General features: G+C 70.0%; 18 protein-coding genes. 17 read left to right on the top strand and 1 reads right to left on the bottom strand.

Annotated features, from left to right (window positions below; genetic code table 11):
- Nucleotides 1–240: 240 nt before the first annotated feature.
- Entirely contained in the window at nucleotides 241–666 is a 426-nt protein-coding gene (locus MTES_RS01395; protein WP_013583377.1) for a DUF1844 domain-containing protein, read from the bottom strand.
- Nucleotides 667–873: 207 nt separating this feature from the next.
- Between MTES_RS01395 and infC the strand changes: the two genes are divergently transcribed.
- The 17 genes from infC (at nucleotide 874) to argH (ending at nucleotide 18,741) form a co-directional block, all read left to right on the top strand.
- Nucleotides 874–1,539 carry a translation initiation factor IF-3 gene (gene infC / locus MTES_RS01390; protein WP_080575466.1) on the top strand — a complete coding sequence of 222 codons (666 nt, stop codon included), beginning with the start codon at nucleotides 874–876 and terminating at the stop codon, nucleotides 1,537–1,539.
- 47 nt (nucleotides 1,540–1,586) lie between these two features.
- Nucleotides 1,587–1,781: a 50S ribosomal protein L35 gene (rpmI, locus tag MTES_RS01385; protein WP_013583375.1), complete on the top strand. Its 195-nt coding sequence runs from the start codon at nucleotides 1,587–1,589 to the stop codon at nucleotides 1,779–1,781.
- A gap of 29 nt (nucleotides 1,782–1,810) precedes the next feature.
- Entirely contained in the window at nucleotides 1,811–2,194 is a 384-nt protein-coding gene (gene rplT / locus MTES_RS01380; RefSeq protein ID WP_013583374.1) for a 50S ribosomal protein L20, read from the top strand.
- Nucleotides 2,195–2,296: 102 nt separating this feature from the next.
- Nucleotides 2,297–3,094, top strand: a complete 798-nt coding sequence (locus tag MTES_RS01375) for a TrmH family RNA methyltransferase (protein WP_013583373.1) — start codon at nucleotides 2,297–2,299, stop codon at nucleotides 3,092–3,094.
- A gap of 74 nt (nucleotides 3,095–3,168) precedes the next feature.
- Nucleotides 3,169–3,930 (top strand): amino acid ABC transporter ATP-binding protein, encoded by a 762-nt coding sequence (locus MTES_RS01370; RefSeq protein WP_013583372.1) that lies wholly within the window; start codon nucleotides 3,169–3,171, stop codon nucleotides 3,928–3,930.
- A 121-nt stretch (nucleotides 3,931–4,051) separates the two neighbouring features.
- The gene (locus tag MTES_RS01365; RefSeq protein WP_013583371.1) at nucleotides 4,052–4,954 is read left to right on the top strand and encodes a glutamate ABC transporter substrate-binding protein; all 903 of its coding nucleotides are present in this window, start codon (nucleotides 4,052–4,054) and stop codon (nucleotides 4,952–4,954) included.
- 67 nt (nucleotides 4,955–5,021) lie between these two features.
- The gene (locus MTES_RS01360) at nucleotides 5,022–5,678 is read left to right on the top strand and encodes an amino acid ABC transporter permease (RefSeq protein WP_013583370.1); all 657 of its coding nucleotides are present in this window, start codon (nucleotides 5,022–5,024) and stop codon (nucleotides 5,676–5,678) included.
- Nucleotides 5,675–6,574 (top strand): amino acid ABC transporter permease, encoded by a 900-nt coding sequence (locus tag MTES_RS01355; protein WP_013583369.1) that lies wholly within the window; start codon nucleotides 5,675–5,677, stop codon nucleotides 6,572–6,574. The genes MTES_RS01360 and MTES_RS01355 overlap by 4 nt, the downstream gene beginning before the upstream one ends.
- 49 nt (nucleotides 6,575–6,623) lie before the next feature.
- Entirely contained in the window at nucleotides 6,624–7,664 is a 1,041-nt protein-coding gene (pheS, locus tag MTES_RS01350; RefSeq protein WP_013583368.1) for a phenylalanine--tRNA ligase subunit alpha, read from the top strand.
- On the top strand, nucleotides 7,664–10,174 hold the full coding sequence (pheT, locus tag MTES_RS01345) for a phenylalanine--tRNA ligase subunit beta (protein ID WP_013583367.1): 2,511 nt from the start codon (nucleotides 7,664–7,666) through the stop codon (nucleotides 10,172–10,174). Before pheS ends, pheT begins: the two co-directional genes overlap by 1 nt.
- A gap of 519 nt (nucleotides 10,175–10,693) precedes the next feature.
- Entirely contained in the window at nucleotides 10,694–11,743 is a 1,050-nt protein-coding gene (argC, locus tag MTES_RS01340) for an N-acetyl-gamma-glutamyl-phosphate reductase (RefSeq protein WP_013583365.1), read from the top strand.
- Nucleotides 11,740–12,897: a bifunctional glutamate N-acetyltransferase/amino-acid acetyltransferase ArgJ gene (gene argJ, locus MTES_RS01335; RefSeq protein WP_013583364.1), complete on the top strand. Its 1,158-nt coding sequence runs from the start codon at nucleotides 11,740–11,742 to the stop codon at nucleotides 12,895–12,897. The genes argC and argJ overlap by 4 nt, the downstream gene beginning before the upstream one ends.
- The gene (argB, locus tag MTES_RS01330; protein WP_013583363.1) at nucleotides 12,894–13,796 is read left to right on the top strand and encodes an acetylglutamate kinase; all 903 of its coding nucleotides are present in this window, start codon (nucleotides 12,894–12,896) and stop codon (nucleotides 13,794–13,796) included. Before argJ ends, argB begins: the two co-directional genes overlap by 4 nt.
- A complete protein-coding gene (locus tag MTES_RS01325; protein WP_013583362.1) occupies nucleotides 13,793–15,013 on the top strand; it encodes an acetylornithine transaminase in 1,221 nt (406 codons plus the stop codon). Before argB ends, MTES_RS01325 begins: the two co-directional genes overlap by 4 nt.
- Nucleotides 15,010–15,933 carry an ornithine carbamoyltransferase gene (gene argF / locus MTES_RS01320; protein ID WP_013583361.1) on the top strand — a complete coding sequence of 308 codons (924 nt, stop codon included), beginning with the start codon at nucleotides 15,010–15,012 and terminating at the stop codon, nucleotides 15,931–15,933. Before MTES_RS01325 ends, argF begins: the two co-directional genes overlap by 4 nt.
- On the top strand, nucleotides 15,912–17,033 hold the full coding sequence (locus MTES_RS01315) for a heparan-alpha-glucosaminide N-acetyltransferase domain-containing protein (protein WP_013583360.1): 1,122 nt from the start codon (nucleotides 15,912–15,914) through the stop codon (nucleotides 17,031–17,033). Before argF ends, MTES_RS01315 begins: the two co-directional genes overlap by 22 nt.
- A 277-nt stretch (nucleotides 17,034–17,310) precedes the next feature.
- Complete coding sequence (gene argH, locus MTES_RS01310) at nucleotides 17,311–18,741, top strand: argininosuccinate lyase (protein ID WP_043360881.1); 1,431 nt, start codon at nucleotides 17,311–17,313, stop codon at nucleotides 18,739–18,741.
- Nucleotides 18,742–18,784: the final 43 nt, after the last annotated feature.

The following is an 18,784-nucleotide window of genomic DNA, read 5'->3' as shown; positions in this document are numbered from 1 at the left end:
GGACTCGGGGTGCGCCCTCATCCACCGCTCGCGTCAAGCCCGCACAGCGTCGCACCCCGGTCCCTTCGACAGGCTCAGGGACCTCTCGGCGCTCTCATACCCCCACGGGTGTCACGGAGAAGCCGTCCTGCGGCGGCGCAGGGCGGAGGGATGCCATTCTCCCGAGGCAATCGGGGTAGGGGCCCTGCTCTCGACTTGGGAAGGGGCACCCCCGTAGTCCGGTACCCCAGAACGAGCGCCTTACGTGACGGGACCCGTCCACTTCTCGCCCGGCCCCTTACCGATGGGGTCCTGGATCGTCGACGCCTCACGGAAGGCGAGCTGCAGCGATCGCAGGCCGTCGCGGAGCGACCGGGCGTGCATGTCGCTGATCTCGGGCGCGCCCGCGGTGATGAGACCGGCGAGGGCGTTGATGAGCTTGCGGGCCTCGTCGAGGTCGAGCTGCTGCGCCGGGTCGTCGGCCAGGCCGGTCTTGACGGCTGCGGCGCTCATGAGGTGGACGGCGGCCGTCGTGATGACCTCGACGGCGGGGACGTCGGCGATGTCGCGGGTGGCGGAAGAGGCCGCACGCTCCTGCTCCTCCCAGCGGGCGAGACGCTCGTCTTCGGCTCCGTGGCGGTGCGCGGTGTGGTCGTCGGCGGGCTGGTCGGAGGGGATCGTGTCCACGGGAATCTCTCTGCTAGACTATGGCGGGCTTCGGAGTGTCTCACTCCGTACGAAAGAGGATCACATCCCACCCGCGCTTGCCGCTCCAGGCTACCGGGTTCCCGCACTCCGCTCCGTTTCGCACGGGGTCGTCTGGGTGCAGAAGCCGGTGCTGAAAGCACCGTGCCGGGTGGCGTGTGTACTCCTCTTCGCCCGCGATTTCACCGAATCGCGGCGGCCACCACCCGCACACAAGAGGAGTTCCGCATCAGCGATCCCCGCACCAACGAGCGCATCCGAGTCCCGGAGGTCCGTCTCGTCGGACCCAACGGCGAGCAGGTCGGCATCGTCCGAATCGAAGCTGCGCTGCGCCTGGCCCAGGAAGCGGACCTCGACCTGGTCGAGGTTGCGCCGAGCTCGAAGCCTCCCGTGGTCAAGATCATGGACTACGGCAAGTTCAAGTACGAAGCCGCTCAGAAGGCCAAGGAAACGCGTCGTAACCAGGCGAACACGGTCCTCAAAGAGGTTCGATTCCGTCTGAAGATCGAGGCTCACGACTACATCACCAAGCTCAAGCGCGCCGAGGGATTCCTCCAGGCGGGCGACAAGGTGAAGGCCATGATCCTGTTCCGCGGTCGCGAGCAGTCGCGTCCCGAGCAGGGTGTGCGCCTGCTCCGCAAGTTCGCGGAAGACGTCGCCGAGTTCGGCACCGTCGAGTCGAACCCCACGATCGACGGCCGCAACATGGTGATGGTGGTCGCTCCTCACAAGAACAAGTCCGAGGTCAAGACCGAGCAGAACGCGCAGCGCGCGGCGAACCGTGAGGCGGCGCGCAGCGCGGCCCGCGGCGACTCGGACTCGGAAGAAACGCCCACCTCGGCCCCCGCCGAGTAAAGCCTCCAGACTCCCGCTCCGTCGGGAACCCCAACGAAGGAAGACAGATGCCGAAGCAGAAGACCCACTCGGGCGCCAAGAAGCGCTTCAAGCTGACCGGTAGCGGCAAGCTCATGAAGCAGCAGGCCGGCATGCGCCACAACCTCGAAGGCAAGGCCTCGAAGCGCACCCGCCGTCTGAACCAGGAGCAGGTCCTGGCCAAGGGTGACTCGAAGGTCGCCAAGAAGCTCCTCGGTCTCTGAGCGCCGACGCACGTTAGGAAGAAACAGAAATGGCTAGAGTCAAGCGGGCAGTAAACGCCCACAAGAAGCGTCGCGTCATCCTCGAGCGCGCATCCGGTTACCGCGGTCAGCGTTCGCGCCTGTACCGCAAGGCCAAGGAGCAGGTCACCCACTCCCTCGTCTACGCGTACCGCGACCGTCGCAAGCGCAAGGGCGACTTCCGTCGTCTGTGGATCCAGCGCATCAACGCCGCGTCCCGCCAGAACGGCCTCACGTACAACCGCTTCATCCAGGGCCTCGGCCTCGCGGGTGTGCAGGTCGACCGTCGTATGCTCGCCGAGCTCGCCGTGAACGAGCCCGCCGTGTTCGCCTCGCTGGTCCAGACCGCGAAGGCGGCGCTGCCCAGCGACGTCAACGCTCCGAAGACCGCGTAAGACGCGTCCTCGTCCCGAACGGGCGTCCTCTCCGGAGGGCGCCCGTTCGTCGTTTCCGCGCGGCATCCGGGGTTCATGCCGTCCTGGCCATACACTGAGGACGTGCTCGAGAACCCCCGTTCGCCGCGGGTGCGCGCCGTGGCAAAGCTCAGCAAGCGCGCCGCCCGGCAAGAGACCGGCCTCTTCCTCCTCGAGGGTCCGCAGGCCGCGCGAGAGGCTCTCGCGTGGGCACCCGAGACCGTGCTCGAGCTTTATGCGACGCCCACCGCGCTCGAGAAGCACACCGATGTCCGTGACGCGGCGGAGAAGGCCGGCGTCGATCTGCAGTACACGACCGAAGCGGTCCTGGATGCCATGGCCGACACGGTGACCCCCCAGGGCATCGTCGCGGTGGCCCGGCAGTCGCCGACCGCGTTGAAGGACGTCCTGGCCGGCAGCCCCCGCCTCATCGCGATCTGCGAAGAGGTCCGGGATCCCGGCAATCTCGGCACCATCATCCGCGCCGCGGACGCGGCCGGCGCCGACGCGGTCGTCCTCACCGGTCGCACCGTCGACCCGTACAACCCGAAGGTCGTGCGCTCCACGACCGGTTCGCTCTTCCACCTCCCGGTGGCCGTCGATCTCGAACTCGCCCATGTCGTCGAGCGGGTCCACGAGGCTGGCCTCCGGGTGGTCGCCGCCGATGTCGACGGCGGCGACTTCCTGGCATCCCGGGATCTTCTCTCCGAGCCCACGGCGTGGCTCTTCGGCAACGAAGCGCGCGGGCTCGACGAGGCGGCGCTCGCCCACGCCGACCTCTCGCTGCGCCTCCCGATCTTCGGTCGCGCCGAGTCGCTGAACCTCGCGACAGCGGCGAGTGTGTGCCTCTACGAGACCGCTTTCGCGCAGCGCGCGCGGTAGGTCCGCTGTTACAGAACGGTTAAGGCGCGCGTTCCGAGGTGGTCGCCGGCGGGTCGCTCTCATAGGGTGAACCCATGGCATCCGTTCCCCCGGCGGGCTCCGAGCCCCTCGTCGTCGTCTCCGATGTGCAGAAGCACTACGGCCAGTTCCAGGCGCTGAAAGACATCAACCTGACCGTCGACCGCGGCGAGGTCGTCGTCGTGATCGGTCCGTCCGGATCGGGCAAGTCGACGCTCTGCCGCACGATCAACCGTCTGGAGACGATCACCAGCGGGTCGATCACGATCGATGGGACGCCGCTTCCTGCGGAGGGGAAAGGCCTGGCGAAGCTGCGTGCCGACGTCGGCATGGTCTTCCAGTCGTTCAACCTCTTCGCGCACCTGACGATCCTCGAGAACGTCACCCTCGGCCCGATGAAGGTGCGCAAGCTCAAGAAGGCGGATGCCGAGAAAGAGGCGCGTGCGCTGCTGGAGCGCGTCGGCGTCGGGCACCAGGCCGACAAGCTCCCCGCCCAGCTCTCGGGCGGTCAGCAGCAGCGCGTAGCGATCGCCCGGGCTCTCGCGATGAAGCCGAAGGTCATGCTCTTCGACGAGCCGACCTCGGCCCTCGACCCCGAGATGATCAACGAGGTGCTCGACGTGATGGTCGGTCTCGCCAAGGACGGCATGACCATGATCGTCGTCACGCACGAGATGGGGTTCGCGCGCAAGGCCGCCAACCGCGTGGTCTTCATGGCCGACGGGCAGATCGTGGAGCAGGCCTCTCCCGAGCAGTTCTTCACGCACCCGGAGTCGGATCGCGCCAAGGACTTCCTTTCGAAGCTGATCACACACTGATCTGAAAGGCGACGAACAAGGAGGTTCATCGCCCACTCGCGTCCCCCCCCCCCCCCGGCCGACCCGAACGCGCCGTCATCGACCCTTATCCGCACAGCACACGTAACCAAGGAGACATCACATGCGTAAGACACGTACTCTCGCGGGCCTCGGCGTCCTCGCCGCCGGCCTGCTCGCCCTGACGGCTTGCAACAGCGGTACCCCCGGTGCCCCCGACGCCGGATCCAGCGGCGGCTCCGACTCGACTCAGCTCTGGGAGGTCGCCTCCGACGTCTCGCTTGACGGCAGCCCCACCTACGACCGTATGGTCGCGGCCGACAAGGTGGTCGTCGGTGTGAAGGAAGACCAGCCCGGTCTCGGATTCAAGGATCCGATCAGCGGTGAGCGCGGCGGCTTCGACGTCGAGATCTCGCAGTGGATCGCGGCCTCGCTCGGCTTCGACGCCGACAAGATCGAGTACAAGACGATCCCCTCGGCCAACCGCGAGCAGGAGCTCGTCAACGGCAACATCGACTACTACGTCGGCACCTACTCGATCACCGACAAGCGCAAGGCGCAGATCGACTTCGCCGGGCCCTACCTCATCACGGGTCAGGGCCTGCTCGTCGCCGCCGACAACGAGGACATCAAGGGCCCGAACGACCTGGCGGGCAAGATCGTCTGCTCGGTGACCGGTTCGACGCCGCTCCAGCGCATCCGTGACGAGTACTCGCCCGGCGACACCGTCGAATACGACACCTACACGCAGTGCCTCGAGCAGCTGCGCGCCGGTTCCGTCGACGCCGTCACCACGGACCAGGCGATCCTGGCCGGCTACGTCGCCCAGGAGCCCGAGGCCTTCAAGATCGCCGGTGACACCTTCAGCGAGGAGCGTTACGGCGTGGGCCTGCCCAAGGGCGACACCGTCCTGAAGGACCACATCAACACCCTCTTCAACGACGGTGGCGAGGTCTGGACGGCCCTGTTCGAGAAGAACCTCGCTCCCGCCGGTATCAAGGGCGAGCAGCCCACCGCCGACGAGTGATCCCCTCGGGGGTGGCGGGCCGTGACCGGCCCGCCACCCCCACCCCCCGACTAGACAGGGACCATGCATGGGTGTCATCACCGACAACCTCGACATCTGGAGCGAAGCGCTCGTCGGCACGCTCGTGCTGTTCTTCGCGGGCGGCGCGCTCGCTCTCGTTCTCGGCATCATCGTCGGCGCGATGCGGGTCTCACCCGTACCGATCGCGCGGGGCGTCGGAACGTTCTACGTCAGCGCGATCCGCAACACGCCTCTCACGCTGGTGTTCTTCGCCTTCGTGTTCGCATTGCCGCCGCTGCTGGGACTGCGCCTCACTGGCGATGTCTCGCTGACTCTCGGCATCTGCGCGCTCGGCATCTATACCGCGACCTACGTCGCCGAGGCCATCCGGTCGGGTGTCAACACCGTGCCCGTCGGGCAGGCCGAAGCGGCACGCGCGCTGGGGCTGACCTTCGGACAGGTGATGTCGCTCATCGTCCTCCCGCAGGCCTTCCGCTCGGTCATCCCCCCGATGGTGAGCGTCTTCATCGCCTTGCTGAAGAACACCACTGTCGCCGCGGGATTCTCGATCGTGAACATCGGTTCGGTGCGCAACTACCTCAGTGAGCGCGGAGAGAACGCGTTCATCGTCATCCTGTGGATCATGGTCGTCTTCGTCGCGCTCGTCCTGCTGCTCTCCTGGCTGCAGCGAACGCTCGAGAACCGATGGAGGGTCGCCCGATGAGCAGCGTCCTGTACGACGTCCCCGGCCCCAAGGCCATCGTCCGCAACCGCATTCTGGGAGTGCTGACGATCCTCGTCGTGCTCGCGGTCGTCGGCTTCTTCGTCTGGCGCCTCGCCGACACGGGCCAGTTCACGGCGCAGAAGTGGTCGGCGTTCACCTACACCAACGTGTGGATCGAGATACTCAAGGCGACCGGGGCCACCCTCGCCGCGTTCGCCGCCGCGGCGGTGGGCGCTCTGGCGCTCGGGTTCCTGCTCGCCATCGGTCGTCTGTCCGACCACCGCTGGGTGCGGTGGCCGTTCACCGCGGTGATCGAGGTCTTCCGTGCGATCCCGGTGCTGGTCTTCATGTTCCTGCTGTACTACGGCTTCCCCGTCATCGGCATCCGGATGGAGCCGTACTGGGCCGTGGTCATCGCGCTCGTCTGCTACAACGGCTCGGTGCTGGCCGAAGTCATCCGCGCCGGTGTCGAATCGCTGCCCCGCGGACAGGCGGAGGCCGGCTACGCGATCGGGCTGCGCAAGGCCGGAGTGATGCGCCTCGTCCTGCTTCCGCAGGCGGTGCGCGCCATGATGCCCGTGATCATCGCCCAGCTCGTCGTGACGCTGAAGGACACCGCACTCGGCTTCGTCATCACCTACCCCGAGCTGCTGTTCTACGCGAAGTACATCGGCGCACAGCCGGTCGTCGGCTCGCCCATCGTGCCTGCGACGATCGTGGTCGGCATTATTTACATCGCGCTCTGCCTGATCCTGTCGTTCGTGGCGAACCTCGTGGAGAAGCGCCTACGCCGCTCGCCGCGCGCCACGCAGGTGGCGGCCGCCGTGCAGGCCCCCCAGCAGGGCGGAACCGACACGGAGCTGATCGTCGCGCAGCGCGGCGGCTCGGGGATCTGACGGCCGAGGGGCGGGGGAGTGTCCCCGCCCCTCGGTAGACTCTGGTCTCGTGTCCGACGCTCCCGAGATCACCCCCGAGGCCGTCGCCTCCGCCGTCGATGCCGCTCTCGCGGCCATCGCCGCGGCCGCGACCACGGCCGACCTGAAAGCCGCCCGCGCAGCTCACACCGGTGAGCAGTCCGCCCTCGCGCGGCTGAACGCCCAGATGCGCCACGTCGCCCCCGACCACAAGGCCGCGTTCGGCAAGCTCGTCGGCCAGGCCCGCGGGCAGGTCAACCAGGCGCTCGCCGCCCGCGAGACTGAGCTGGCCGAGGCCGAGACCGCCGCCCAGCTCGAGGCGGAGCGCATCGACGTCACGGCCCTGCCGCAGCGCGCGCGCGTCGGGGCGCGGCATCCCATCTCCCTCCTGCAGGAGCAGGTGTCCGACATCTTCGTCGGCATGGGATGGGAGATCGCCGAGGGCCCCGAGCTCGAGCACGAGTGGTTCAACTTCGACGCGCTGAACTTCGACGTCGACCACCCGGCGCGCCAGATGCAGGACACGTTCTTCGTCGATCCGGTCGCCCGTCACCTCGTCATGCGCACGCACACGAGCCCCGTGCAGGTGCGCTCGATGCTCGAGCGCGACCTGCCGATCTACGTCCTCTGCCCGGGCCGCGTGTACCGCACCGACGAGTTCGACGCGACGCACCTCCCCGTGTTCACGCAGTTCGAGGGTCTCGTGATCGACAAGGGCATCACGATGGCGCACCTCAAGGGCACCCTCGACCACGCCGCGCGCGTGCTCTTCGGACCCGAGGCCAAGACGCGCTTCCGCGCGAACTTCTTCCCGTTCACCGAGCCGAGCGCCGAGCTCGACCTGTGGCATCCCACGTTCAAGGGCGGGGCGCGCTGGATCGAGTGGGGCGGCTGCGGCATGGTGAACCCGAATGTCCTGCGGGCGGCCGGCATCGACCCCGAGGAGTACTCGGGCTTCGCCTTCGGCATGGGCATCGAGCGCACGCTCATGTTCCGCAGCGACGTGCAAGACATGCGCGACATGGCCGAGGGCGATGTCCGCTTCAGCGAGCAGTTCGGAATGGTGGTCTGATGCGCGTCCCGCTCTCCTGGTTGCGCGAGTACGTCGACGTGCCCGCGGATGCCACCCCTGACGACGTCCTCGCGGCGCTCGTGTCCGTCGGCTTCGAAGAAGAAGACGTGCACCGTTTCGAGCTGTCGGGCCCCATCGTCGTGGGGCAGGTCACGGAGTTCACCCCCGAGCCGCAGTCGAACGGCAAGACCATCCGCTGGTGCCAGGTCGACGTCGGTGACGAGCACGGGGGAGTGCGCGGCATCGTCTGCGGTGCCGGCAACTTCTTCGAGGGCGACAAGGTCGTGGTGACTCTGCCCGGCTCGGTGCTGCCCGGTCCGTTCCCCATCGCCGCGCGCAAGACCTACGGTCACGTGTCCGACGGCATGATCGCCTCGGCGAAGGAGCTGGGGCTCGGTAGCGAGCACAGCGGCATCCTGCGTCTGGTCGACCTCGGGATCGATGCGCCGGTGGGGACGGATGCCATCGCCCTGCTGGGCCTGGATGACATCGCCGTCGAGATCAACGTCACGCCCGACCGCGGGTACGCGCTGTCGCTGCGCGGCGTCGCGCGCGAGTACTCCCACGCCACGGGAGCGGCGTTCCGCGACCCGGGTACGGGACACGAGGACGCCGTCGCGCGCACTCCGCGGGGCTTCCCGCTCGCTGTGGACGACCGGGCGCCCATCCGGGGCCGCCAGGGCGCCAGCGAGTTCGTGGCGCGCATCGTGCGCGACGTGGATCCCTCGCGTCCGACGCCGCCGTGGATGATCACGCGCCTGTCGCTCGCCGGCATCCGCTCGCTCGGGGTGCTGATCGACATCACGAACTACGTCATGCTCGAGCTCGGCCAGCCGATCCACGGCTATGACCTCGACCGCCTGCAGGGCGGCATCACGGTGCGTCGCGCGGAAGAGGGCGAGAAGCTCGAGACCCTCGACGGCCAGGTGCGCACCCTCAGCGCCGAAGACCTGCTGATCACCGACGAGTCGGGGCCGATCGGTCTCGCCGGCGTCATGGGCGGCGGTCCGACCGAGATGAGCGACGCGACCCGCAACGTGCTCATCGAAGCCGCGACTTTCGACCAGGTCTCGATTGCCCGCACCGCACGTCGGCACAAGCTGCCGTCCGAGGCGTCGCGCCGGTTCGAGCGCGGCGTCGACCCGCTCGTCCCGTACGTGGCGGCCGAGCGCGTGGCCTCGCTCATGGTCGAGCTCGCCGGGGGCACCCTCGACGCGGAGCTCGGGGGCTCGCTCGGCTCGACATACCGACGCGAGGCGATCACGCTGCCCGCGGGGTTCGTGTCGGGCCTCATCGGCGTCGAGTACACCGACGACGAGATCGTGTCGTCCCTGCGTCTCATCGGCTGCACGGTCGAGGAACGCGACGGCGGCTGGTCGGTCATCGCGCCGTCGTGGCGTCACGACCTCTCCGACAAGTGGACGCTCGCCGAAGAGGTGGCCCGCATCGAGGGCTACGACCGCATCCCCTCCGTGCTGCCGACCCCGCCGTCGGGTCGGGGTCTGACCGGCGCCCAGCAGGGTCGCCGTCGGGTCGCCAACGCGCTCGCCGCCGCCGGTTTCGTCGAGACGCCGTCATTCCCCTTCACCACCGAAGAGCAGAACGCGCTGCACGGCTCGCCCTCGGGTGACACGCTGCCGAGCGTCAAGCTCGCCAACCCGCTCGACGGCCTCGCCCCGTTCCTGCGCCGCTCGCTCATCCCCGCGATGCTGCAGGTCGCCCACCGCAACGTCTCGCGCGGCATCGTCGATCTTGCGCTGTTCGAGGTCGGCACGGTGTTCCTGCCGAAGCCGGGCGTACAGTACGGCACCTCGTCGGTTCCGCCGCTGGCGGTGCGACCGGATGCCGCCACCCTGACGGCTCTGGATGCCTCGATCCCGCCGCAGCGTCGCCACGTCGCCGTGCTGCTGACGGGCCACACCGTCCCCAAGCAGCCCGGGCAGGCGGCCATCGCGGCCGATCTGGCCGACGCGGTGGACGCGGTGCGCGTGCTGACCGCCGCGGCCGGACTCGACATCGAGCTCGTGCAGGCGCAGCGCGCCGCCCTGCACCCCGGACGCACCGCCCGGGTGCTCGCCGGGGGACAGGACATCGGCTACGTCGGTGAGCTGCTGCCCACGGTCTCGGCCGACGCCGATCTGCCGGGCCGCGTGCTCGTGGCCGAGCTCGACCTCGACGCGATGCTCGAGCTCGCGCAGGCGCGTCCCGTTGCGGCATCCCTCTCCGGCTTCCCGGCGGCGACGCAGGACGTGTCGCTCGTCGTCCCGCTCGAGGTCGCGGCCGGCGCGGTGCGCGCGGCGCTCCTCGAGGGCGGCGCTCCGCTCCTCGAGGGGGCCCGCCTGGTCGACGACTACCGCGGCTCCGGTCTCCCCGAGGGGACGAAGAGCCTGACGTTCGCCCTGCGCTTCCGCGCCGAGGACCGCACGCTCACGGCGGCGGAGGCGACGGATGCCAAACTCGCCGGTGTCGCGGTGGCCGCCGGGCGTTTCGGGGCGGCGATCCGCGACTGAACGACGTCGAGATCACGACGAGGGCGGGGTGTCCGCGGCGGAGGCCGTGGCATCCCGCCCTCGTCGTGTACGCGCGGACCCGCGCGCGAGACGAGCGCGCCGAGCGGCGCGAGCGGGGCAGGAAGCGAGGATCCGCCCGAAGACGTGGACTGCCCTCACCGCGGGTAAAGGGGGCAGTCGGAAGCAACCAGCGGTGAGGGCAGGATTGAAGCATACCCCCCTCTTGTCCCCCAAATGGGGGACAAGACAGGATTTGCAGGCCGATTTCCCAGCCGGGCCGTCTCACGGGCCCGCGAAGGGTGATTTGCCCCCGACCCGCGCGGGCGGATACCCTCGCCAGATGTCGTCGATCGCCGCGTTCAGCTCGGAGCTCTCCGTGAGCACCGCTGCGCTGCGCCGACGTCGGGTCGCACGCCGAGTCTCGGCGACCTCGTAGTCCGCCGGTTGTCGGGCATGCGGGTGTCGCCGCCCCGGTACGCGCTGAATTTCAGCACCCGCCCCGACTCCTAAGGTAGATACATGACCCTCTCGGTCGCCGTCTCCGGCGCTTCCGGCTATGCGGGCGGCGAGATCCTCCGCCTCCTCGCCGATCATCCCGATGTCGAGATCCGCACCGTCACCGCGCATTCCAGCGCGGGTCAGCCGCTTCTCGCCCACCAACCTCACCTGCGCTCGCTCGCGCACCTCGAGCTGCAGGCGACGACCCCCGAGATCCTCGCGGGTCACGACGTCGTCTTCCTCGCGCTGCCGCACGGTCAGTCCGCGCAGTACACCGACGCGCTCGCCGACACCCCGCTCGTGATCGACGCCGGAGCCGACCACCGGCTCACCTCGTCGGACGACTGGGCCGCGTTCTACGGCGGCGCCCACGCCGAGCCGTGGGCGTACGGCGTCCCGGAGCTGCCCGTCGCGGGCGGCAAGCAGCGCGAGAACCTCCGCGGGGTGACGCGCATCGCGGCGCCCGGGTGCAACGCCTCGACCGTGTCGCTGTCCCTGGCCCCCGGTGTCGCGGCGGGCGTCATCGACCCGGGCGACATCGTCTCGGTGCTGGCCGTCGGCCCGAGCGGCGCGGGCAAGTCCGCGAAGACCAACCTCCTCGCGAGCGAGATCCTCGGCACGGCCAACCCCTATGCCGTCGGCGGCACGCACCGCCACATCCCCGAGATCCGGCAGGCGCTCGCCGCAGCCGGGGCCTCCGCCGACGGCATCCGGATCTCGTTCACCCCCGTCCTCGTTCCCATGGCGCGAGGCATCCTCGCGACCTCGTCGGCACCGATCCGCGACGGGGCGACGGATGCCGAGATCCGCGCCGCGTGGGAGGACGCCTACGCCGACGAGCCCTTCGTCCACCTGCTTCCCGAGGGCGTCTTCCCGCGCACCGCCGACGTGCTCGGCGCCAACATCGCCTCGATCGGTCTCGCGATCGATCGCGCGGCGAACCGGGTCGTCGCCGTCGCCGCGGTCGACAATCTCGTCAAGGGCACGGCCGGAGCCGCCGTGCAGTCCATGAACATCGCGCTGGGCCTCGCCGAGACCACCGCCCTCCCCGTGAACGGAGTCGCCCCGTGAGTGTGACCGCCCCCGCCGGATTCGAGGCGGCCGGAGTCGCCGTCGGCCTGAAGTCGACGGGCGCGCGTGACGTCGCCGTCGTGGTCAACCGCGGTCCCCTGAAGGTGGGCGCCGCCGTGTTCACCTCCAACCGCGCCAAGGCGAACCCGATCCTGTGGTCGGAGCAGGTCGTGAAGGACGGGGTCGTCGAGGCGATCGTGCTCAACTCCGGCGGCGCGAACTGCTTCACCGGCTCGTTCGGATTCCAGACCACGCACCAGACCGCCGAGCGCGCGGCCGAGCTGCTCGGCGTCGGCGCCGGTGACGTTCTCGTGTGCTCGACGGGACTCATCGGCACGGGGGACGAGGTCTTCCGGGCGAAGGTGCTCGCGGGAGTCGACCAGGGGATCGCGACGCTGTCGTCCGAGGGCGGCGAGGACGCGTCGCTCGCGATCATGACCACCGACTCGAAGCCCAAGCGCGCCGTGCACGTCGGAGACGGCTGGTCGATCGGTGCGATGGCGAAGGGCGCCGGCATGCTGGCTCCGGGCCTCGCGACCATGCTCGTCGTCGTCACGACCGACGTCGTCCTCGACTCGGCCGAGGCGGACGCCGCCCTCCGTGCCGCGACGCGCGTCAGCTTCGACCGCCTCGATTCCGACGGCTGCATGTCGACCAACGACCAGGTCACGCTGATGGTGAGTGGGGCCAGTGGCATCCGGGTTCCCGCCGACGAGTTCACGGCGGCGCTGACCGCGGTGTGCGACGATCTCGCCGCTCAGCTGCAGGGGGATGCCGAGGGTTCCAGCCACGACATCACCATCGAGGTCGTGAACGCCGCCAGCGAGGAGGACGCCGTCGAGGTGGGGCGCTCGATCGCCCGCAACAACCTCTTCAAGGCCGCGATCTTCGGCAACGACCCGAACTGGGGGCGCGTGCTCGCCGCGATCGGCACGACCGACGCCGCCTTCGACCCGTACGACGTGGATGTGTGGATGAACGGCGTGCGCGTGTGCACCGCCGGGGGTCCCGACCGTCCCCGCGAGGACGTCGACCTCACCCCGCGCGCGACCGACCTCATCGTCGATCTGCGGGTCGGCGACGCGACGGCCACGATCCGCACCAACGACCTCACGCACGATTACGTCCACGAGAACAGCGCCTACTCCTCATGACCCACGTCGACCTCCAAGACACCGATCCCGCCGAAGCCAGCGAGCGGGCGGTCACGCTCGTCGAATCGCTGCCCTGGGTGCGCAAGTACCGCGACCAGGTCGTCGTCGTGAAGTACGGCGGGAACGCCATGGTCAGCGACGAGCTGCAGGACGCCTTCGCCGCCGACATCGCCTACCTCCGCTACGTGGGCGTCAAACCCGTCGTCGTGCACGGCGGCGGCCCGCAGATCTCGTCGATGCTCGACCGCCTCGACATCCCCAGCGAGTTCCGCGGCGGCTACCGCGTCACCTCGACCGAGGCCATCAGCGTCGTGCGCATGGTGCTGACCGGACAGATCAACCCGCAGCTCGTGGCCAAGGTCAACGCCCACGGTCCGCTCGCCACGGGACTCAGCGGAGAGGATGCCGGCCTGTTCGGCGGACGCCGCCGCGGGGTCGTCGTCGACGGCGTCGAGCACGACCTGGGCCGCGTCGGCGACGTCGTCACCGTCGACCCGCAGCCCGTGCTCGACCACCTCGCCGCCGGACGCGTGCCGATCGTCTCGAGCATCGCGCCCGACCTCGATCACCCCGGGAACTCGCTGAACGTCAACGCGGATGCCGCGGCGGCGGCGCTCGCGGTGGCCCTGAACGCGAAGAAGCTCGTCGTCCTGACCGACGTGCCCGGCCTCTACGCCGATTGGCCCAACCGCGACTCGCTCGTGTCGCACCTGACCTCGACGGAGCTGCGTGCGATGGTGCCGACGCTCGAGTCGGGCATGATCCCGAAGATGCAGGCGTGCCTCGACGCCGTCGACGGGGGCGTGCCGACCGCGGCCATCATCGACGGACGCGTGCCGCACTCGGTACTCGTCGAACTCTTCACCAACAAGGGAATCGGAACGGAGGTGGTCGCATGACCGCGGACACGAAATGGCAGGAAGACGCCGGACGCGACCTCGTCCGGAGCTTCGGCGACCGCATGGCGCTGTTCGTCCGCGGTGAGGGCGCGTACGTCTGGGACGCGGACGGCACGAAGTACCTCGACTTCCTCGCCGGCATCGCCGTGAACGCGCTCGGCCACGCCCACCCGACCTTCGTCGAGGCGATCACCGCGCAGGCCTCGACGCTGGCGCACGTGTCGAACTACTTCGCCACCCCTCCGCAGCTCGCGCTCGCCGCGCGGCTCAAGCGCCTCGCGGGCACGGGGGAGTCGGGCCGGGTCTACTTCGGCAACTCCGGCGCCGAGGCCAACGAAGCGGCGTTCAAGCTCGCCCGCCTGCACGGCCGCGGCACCGACCGCACGCGCATCCTGACGCTCAAGGGCGGGTTCCACGGCCGCACGATGGGCTCTCTTGCCCTGACCGGCAAGCCCGCGCTCCAAGCCGACTTCCTGCCGATGGTCCCGGGCGTCGAGCACATCGACGCCACGATCGAGGCCCTCGAGGCCGCGGTCGACGACCGGGTCGCGGCGCTCCTCGTCGAGCCCATCCAGGGCGAGGCCGGCGTCGTCGAGCTGCCCGAGGGCTACCTCCAGGCCGCGCGGGAGATCACCGCGCGCCACGGCGCCCTGCTCATCATCGACGAGATCCAGACGGGTGCGGGTCGCACCGGCGCGTGGTTCGGGTTCCAGCACGCCGGCATCGTCCCCGACGCCATCACGGTGGCCAAGGGCATCGGCGGGGGCTTCCCGATCGGGGCGCTCATCACCTTCGGCGCCGCGAGCGACCTGTTCTTCCCCGGCACCCACGGCTCGACCTTCGGCGGCAACGCCCTGGGCACCGCGGTCGGGGGGGCGGTGCTGCAGGAGATCGAGGCATCCGGTCTCGTCGAGAACGCCGCCCGCCGCGAGACCGAGCTGCGCGACGGCATCGCGGCCCTCGGCTCGCCGCTCGTCGCCGGTGTCCGGGGCCGTGGCCTGCTGCTCGGGATCGGGCTCACGAGCCCCGTCGCGAAGGCCGTGGTCGCCGCCGCCCAGCAGCACGGGCTGATCGTCAACGCCGCCAACGACGACACGATCCGCATCGCTCCGCCCCTCACGATCGGGGATGCCGAGATCTCGGCGTTCCTCGACCTGTTCGGCGCAGCCCTCGCCACCGTCTCCGATGCCCTGATCCTCGAAGGAGCCCCCGCGTGACCCGCCACCTGCTGCGTGACGACGACCTGTCCCCGGCCGAGCAGGCCGAGATCCTCGACCTCGCGATCGAGCTGAAGAAGGACCGCTGGGCGCAGAAGCCGCTCGCCGGTCCGCAGACCGTCGCGGTGATCTTCGACAAGTCATCGACCCGCACGCGCGTTTCGTTCGCGGTCGGTATCGCCGACCTCGGTGGCTCGCCGCTCATCATCTCGACGGCGAACAGCCAGCTGGGCGGCAAGGAGACCCCCTCCGACACCGCACGGGTGCTCGAGCGCCAGGTCGCCGCGATCGTGTGGCGCACCTACGCGCAGGCGGGCCTCGAGGAAATGGCGCGGGGAACGCGCGTGCCGGTCGTCAACGCGCTCAGCGACGACTTCCACCCGTGCCAGCTCCTCGCCGACCTCCTCACGATCCGCGAGCACAAGGGCGAGCTGAAGGGTCTGACCCTGTCGTTCTTCGGCGACGGGCAGAGCAACATGGCCCACTCCTACGTGCTCGCCGGGGTCACCGCGGGGATGCACGTGCGCGTCGCCGCCCCCGCGGACTACGCACCGCGCGCCGACGTGATCGCGGATGCCGAGCGGATCGCCGCCGAGACCGGTGGGTCGATCACCCTCAGCGCCGACCCCGAGGCCGCGGCATCCGGAGCCGACGTCATCGTGACCGACACCTGGGTCTCGATGGGCAAAGAGGAGGAGAAGCTCGCGCGCATCCGCGACCTGGGCGGCTTCAAGGTCACGAGCGAGCTCATGACCCGGGCCGACGACGACGCGATCTTCATCCACTGCCTGCCCGCCGACCGCGGGTACGAGGTCGATGCCGAGGTCATCGATGGCCCCCAGAGCGTCGTGTGGGACGAGGCCGAGAACCGACTCCACGCCCAGAAGGCGCTGCTGGTGTGGCTTCTGCGCCAGAACTGACCTCCCGGCCCCGTCGGCTCTGGGCCCGTTTCGACGGCCCGGGCCGGCTGGCCGGCGTCGACCTCGCCCGGGGCCTCGCGGTCCTGGGCATGCTGGCCGCGCACCTGCTCGACATCGAGGACTTCGTCCCGCGTGACCCGTCCTCGTGGCTCGACGTGGTGAACGGGCGGTCGTCGATCCTGTTCGCGGTGCTCGCGGGCGTGTCGATCTCCCTCGTCACCGGCGGCACCCGGCCGATCGAGGGATCTCGCCGCGCACGCGCCTCCGCGCGACTGGCTCTGCGCGGAGGGCTGCTCTGGGCCATCGGCATCCTGCTCGTGCTCACCGGGGTGCCGGTCTACGTGATCCTGCCCGCCTACGCGCTGCTCTTCGCGCTGTCGCTGCCGTTCCTCGGAATGCGGCCGCGCAGTCTCTTCCTCACGGCCGGGGCACTGGCTCTCGTGATGCCGTGGATCCAGCCCGTTCTCGACGCGGCGCCGATCTGGTCGGGTCGCGGGGGTGACGAACTCGCCTCCGCGCTGGGCTGGCACTACCCCTTCACCGTGTGGATCGCGTTCCTGCTCGCCGGGATGGGGCTGGGGCGCCTCGACCTGCGCCTGCTGCCCGAGCAGGCGCTGATCGTCTTGGCCGGGTCCGCCCTCGCGCTCGCGGGCTACGGCCTCGCGCTCGCGACGGTGCCGCTGACGACCCGGAACCCGTACCTCGCGGCCGTCCTGACCGCCGAGGCCCACTCGTCGGGGCTCGGAGAGGTCATCGGTTCGGGCGGCTTCGCGATCGCGGTGATCGGTCTGTGCCTGCTGCTGTGCCGCACGCCGCTGCGCTGGCTCGCGGTTCCGCTCCGCGCGGTCGGTTCGATGCCGCTCACGGCGTACGTCGTGCAGCTGCTCGTCTGGGCGGTCGTGGCGCTGGCGGTGCTGGGCGACACCTCGGATCTGTGGGGGATCCGCGCGCTCGACCTCTTCGGGCCCCTCACGCTCGGTCTCGTCGTCGGATGCACCGTGTGGGTGCTGACGGTCGGCCGTGGGCCGCTCGAGACGGCGATCGACGCGGTCGTGCGTGTCGTCGTCGGGCGGGATGCCGGGACCTCGCCCGTGCGCTGACGGCGCGGGCTCGCCGGGCGGGGCGGCGATGCGGGGTGTCGTGCTGCCGGGTGTCCGTGGGGGCGTGCCGTGCGCCGTGGGCCGCGCCACACTCCGGAGGATGTGGGGGTTCGGCCGGTTTTTCGGCTCCGAGGGGGCGGGAATCGGTGATTGTTCCGGAGCGCGGCACGCGCAGTGGGCCGGCTCGGGGCATTCGGCGGCGGCGCGGCGGCGCGCCCCCTCCCGCAGCGCGACCCGCGTCACGGCGGCGTCGGCGGCCCTCGGTAGGCTGGAGGGTATGAGCAGCGAGACCGGCCAGGCGACGAACGAGGGAGCCCTGTGGGGCGCCCGCTTCTCGGGTGGACCCTCTCCCGAACTGGCGGCGCTGAGCCGTTCGACGCACTTCGACTGGGACCTGGCTCTCTACGACATCGCCGGTTCGCACGCGCACGCCGCGGCTCTCGAGGCCGCCGGCTACCTCGACGCCGAGGAGGCCGCGGCCATGCACGCCGGTCTCGACGAGCTCGCCGAGAGGGTGAAGGACGGCTCCCTCGTCGCCGCCCCGGGCGACGAGGACGTGCACGGCGCGCTGGAGCGCGTGCTCATCGAGACGGTCGGCCCCGCTCTCGGCGGCAAGCTCCGCGCCGGCCGCAGCCGCAACGACCAGATCGCGACCCTTGTTCGTCTGTACCTGCTCGATCACGCCCGCACCCTGACCCGCGAGGTGCTGCGCCTGATCGACGCCCTCGTCGCGCAGGCCGACGCCCACGCCGGGGCGATCATGCCGGGCCGCACGCACCTGCAGCACGCGCAGCCCGTCCTCCTCGCCCACCACCTCCAGGCCTACGGCTGGGCCTTCACGCGCGGCATCGAACGCCTGCGCGACTGGTCGGTGCGCGCCTCGGTCTCGCCGTACGGCGGGGGAGCGCTCGCCGGAGCCACGCTGGGCCTCGACCCGCAGCTCGTGGCCGATCGCCTCGGCCTCGCGCGTCCGGCCGAGAACTCGCTCGACGGCACCGCCTCGCGCGACGTCGTGGCCGAGTTCGCCTTCATCACCGCGATGATCGGCGTCGACCTGTCGCGCCTCGCCGAAGACGTGATCCTCTGGAACACGCGCGAGTTCGGTTTCGTCACGCTCGACGACGCCTACTCGACGGGCTCGAGCATCATGCCGCAGAAGAAGAACCCCGACATCGCCGAGCTCGCGCGCGGTAAGGCCGGGCGCCTGATCGGCAACCTCTCGGGCCTGCTCGCCACGCTCAAGGGGCTGCCGCTCGCGTACAACCGCGACCTGCAGGAAGACAAGGAGCCCGTCTTCGACTCGGTGCGCACCCTCGAGCTCGTGCTTCCGGCGTTCTCGGGCATGATCGCGACCCTGCGCTTCCACACCGAGCGGATGGCCGAGCTCGCGCCGCAGGGTTTCTCGCTCGCCACCGACGTGGCCGAGTGGCTCGTCCGCCAGGGCGTGGCCTTCCGTGACGCGCACGAGATCTCGGGCGCTCTGGTGCGCGCGTGCGAGGAGCGCGAGATCGGTCTCGAAGACGCCGACGACGCGCTCCTGGCATCCGTCTCCCCGTCTCTCACGCCGGCCGTGCGCGAGGTGCTCACGATCGAGGGGTCGGTGTCGAGCCGCACCGGTGTCGGCGGCACGGCGCCCGAGCGCGTGCACGAGCAGCGTGAGGAGCTCGTCGCCCGCGCGCAGGCGGCGGCTCGGACGCTCCTCGACTGATATCAGAATTTTGCTTATCAAAAGCGATTGATAAGCGATATGC

Source organism: Microbacterium testaceum StLB037, from assembly GCF_000202635.1.
Classification (GTDB): Bacteria; Actinomycetota; Actinomycetes; order Actinomycetales; family Microbacteriaceae; genus Microbacterium; species Microbacterium testaceum_F.
This window is presented reverse-complemented; position numbering and strand designations above follow the sequence as displayed.

Excerpts from the sequence above, each read along its gene's own strand:
- argH (WP_043360881.1), top strand. The coding sequence starts at position 17,311 with ATGAGCAGCGAGACCGGCCAGGCGACGAACGAGGGAGCCCTGTGGGGC.
- MTES_RS01325 (WP_013583362.1), top strand. The coding sequence starts at position 13,793 with ATGACCGCGGACACGAAATGGCAGGAAGACGCCGGACGCGACCTCGTC.
- rplT (WP_013583374.1), top strand. The coding sequence starts at position 1,811 with ATGGCTAGAGTCAAGCGGGCAGTAAACGCCCACAAGAAGCGTCGCGTC.
- MTES_RS01370 (WP_013583372.1), top strand. The coding sequence starts at position 3,169 with ATGGCATCCGTTCCCCCGGCGGGCTCCGAGCCCCTCGTCGTCGTCTCC.
- argB (WP_013583363.1), top strand. The coding sequence starts at position 12,894 with ATGACCCACGTCGACCTCCAAGACACCGATCCCGCCGAAGCCAGCGAG.
- MTES_RS01355 (WP_013583369.1), top strand. The coding sequence starts at position 5,675 with ATGAGCAGCGTCCTGTACGACGTCCCCGGCCCCAAGGCCATCGTCCGC.
- MTES_RS01365 (WP_013583371.1), top strand. The coding sequence starts at position 4,052 with ATGCGTAAGACACGTACTCTCGCGGGCCTCGGCGTCCTCGCCGCCGGC.
- MTES_RS01360 (WP_013583370.1), top strand. The coding sequence starts at position 5,022 with ATGGGTGTCATCACCGACAACCTCGACATCTGGAGCGAAGCGCTCGTC.
- argC (WP_013583365.1), top strand. The coding sequence starts at position 10,694 with ATGACCCTCTCGGTCGCCGTCTCCGGCGCTTCCGGCTATGCGGGCGGC.
- rpmI (WP_013583375.1), top strand. The coding sequence starts at position 1,587 with ATGCCGAAGCAGAAGACCCACTCGGGCGCCAAGAAGCGCTTCAAGCTG.
- pheT (WP_013583367.1), top strand. The coding sequence starts at position 7,664 with ATGCGCGTCCCGCTCTCCTGGTTGCGCGAGTACGTCGACGTGCCCGCG.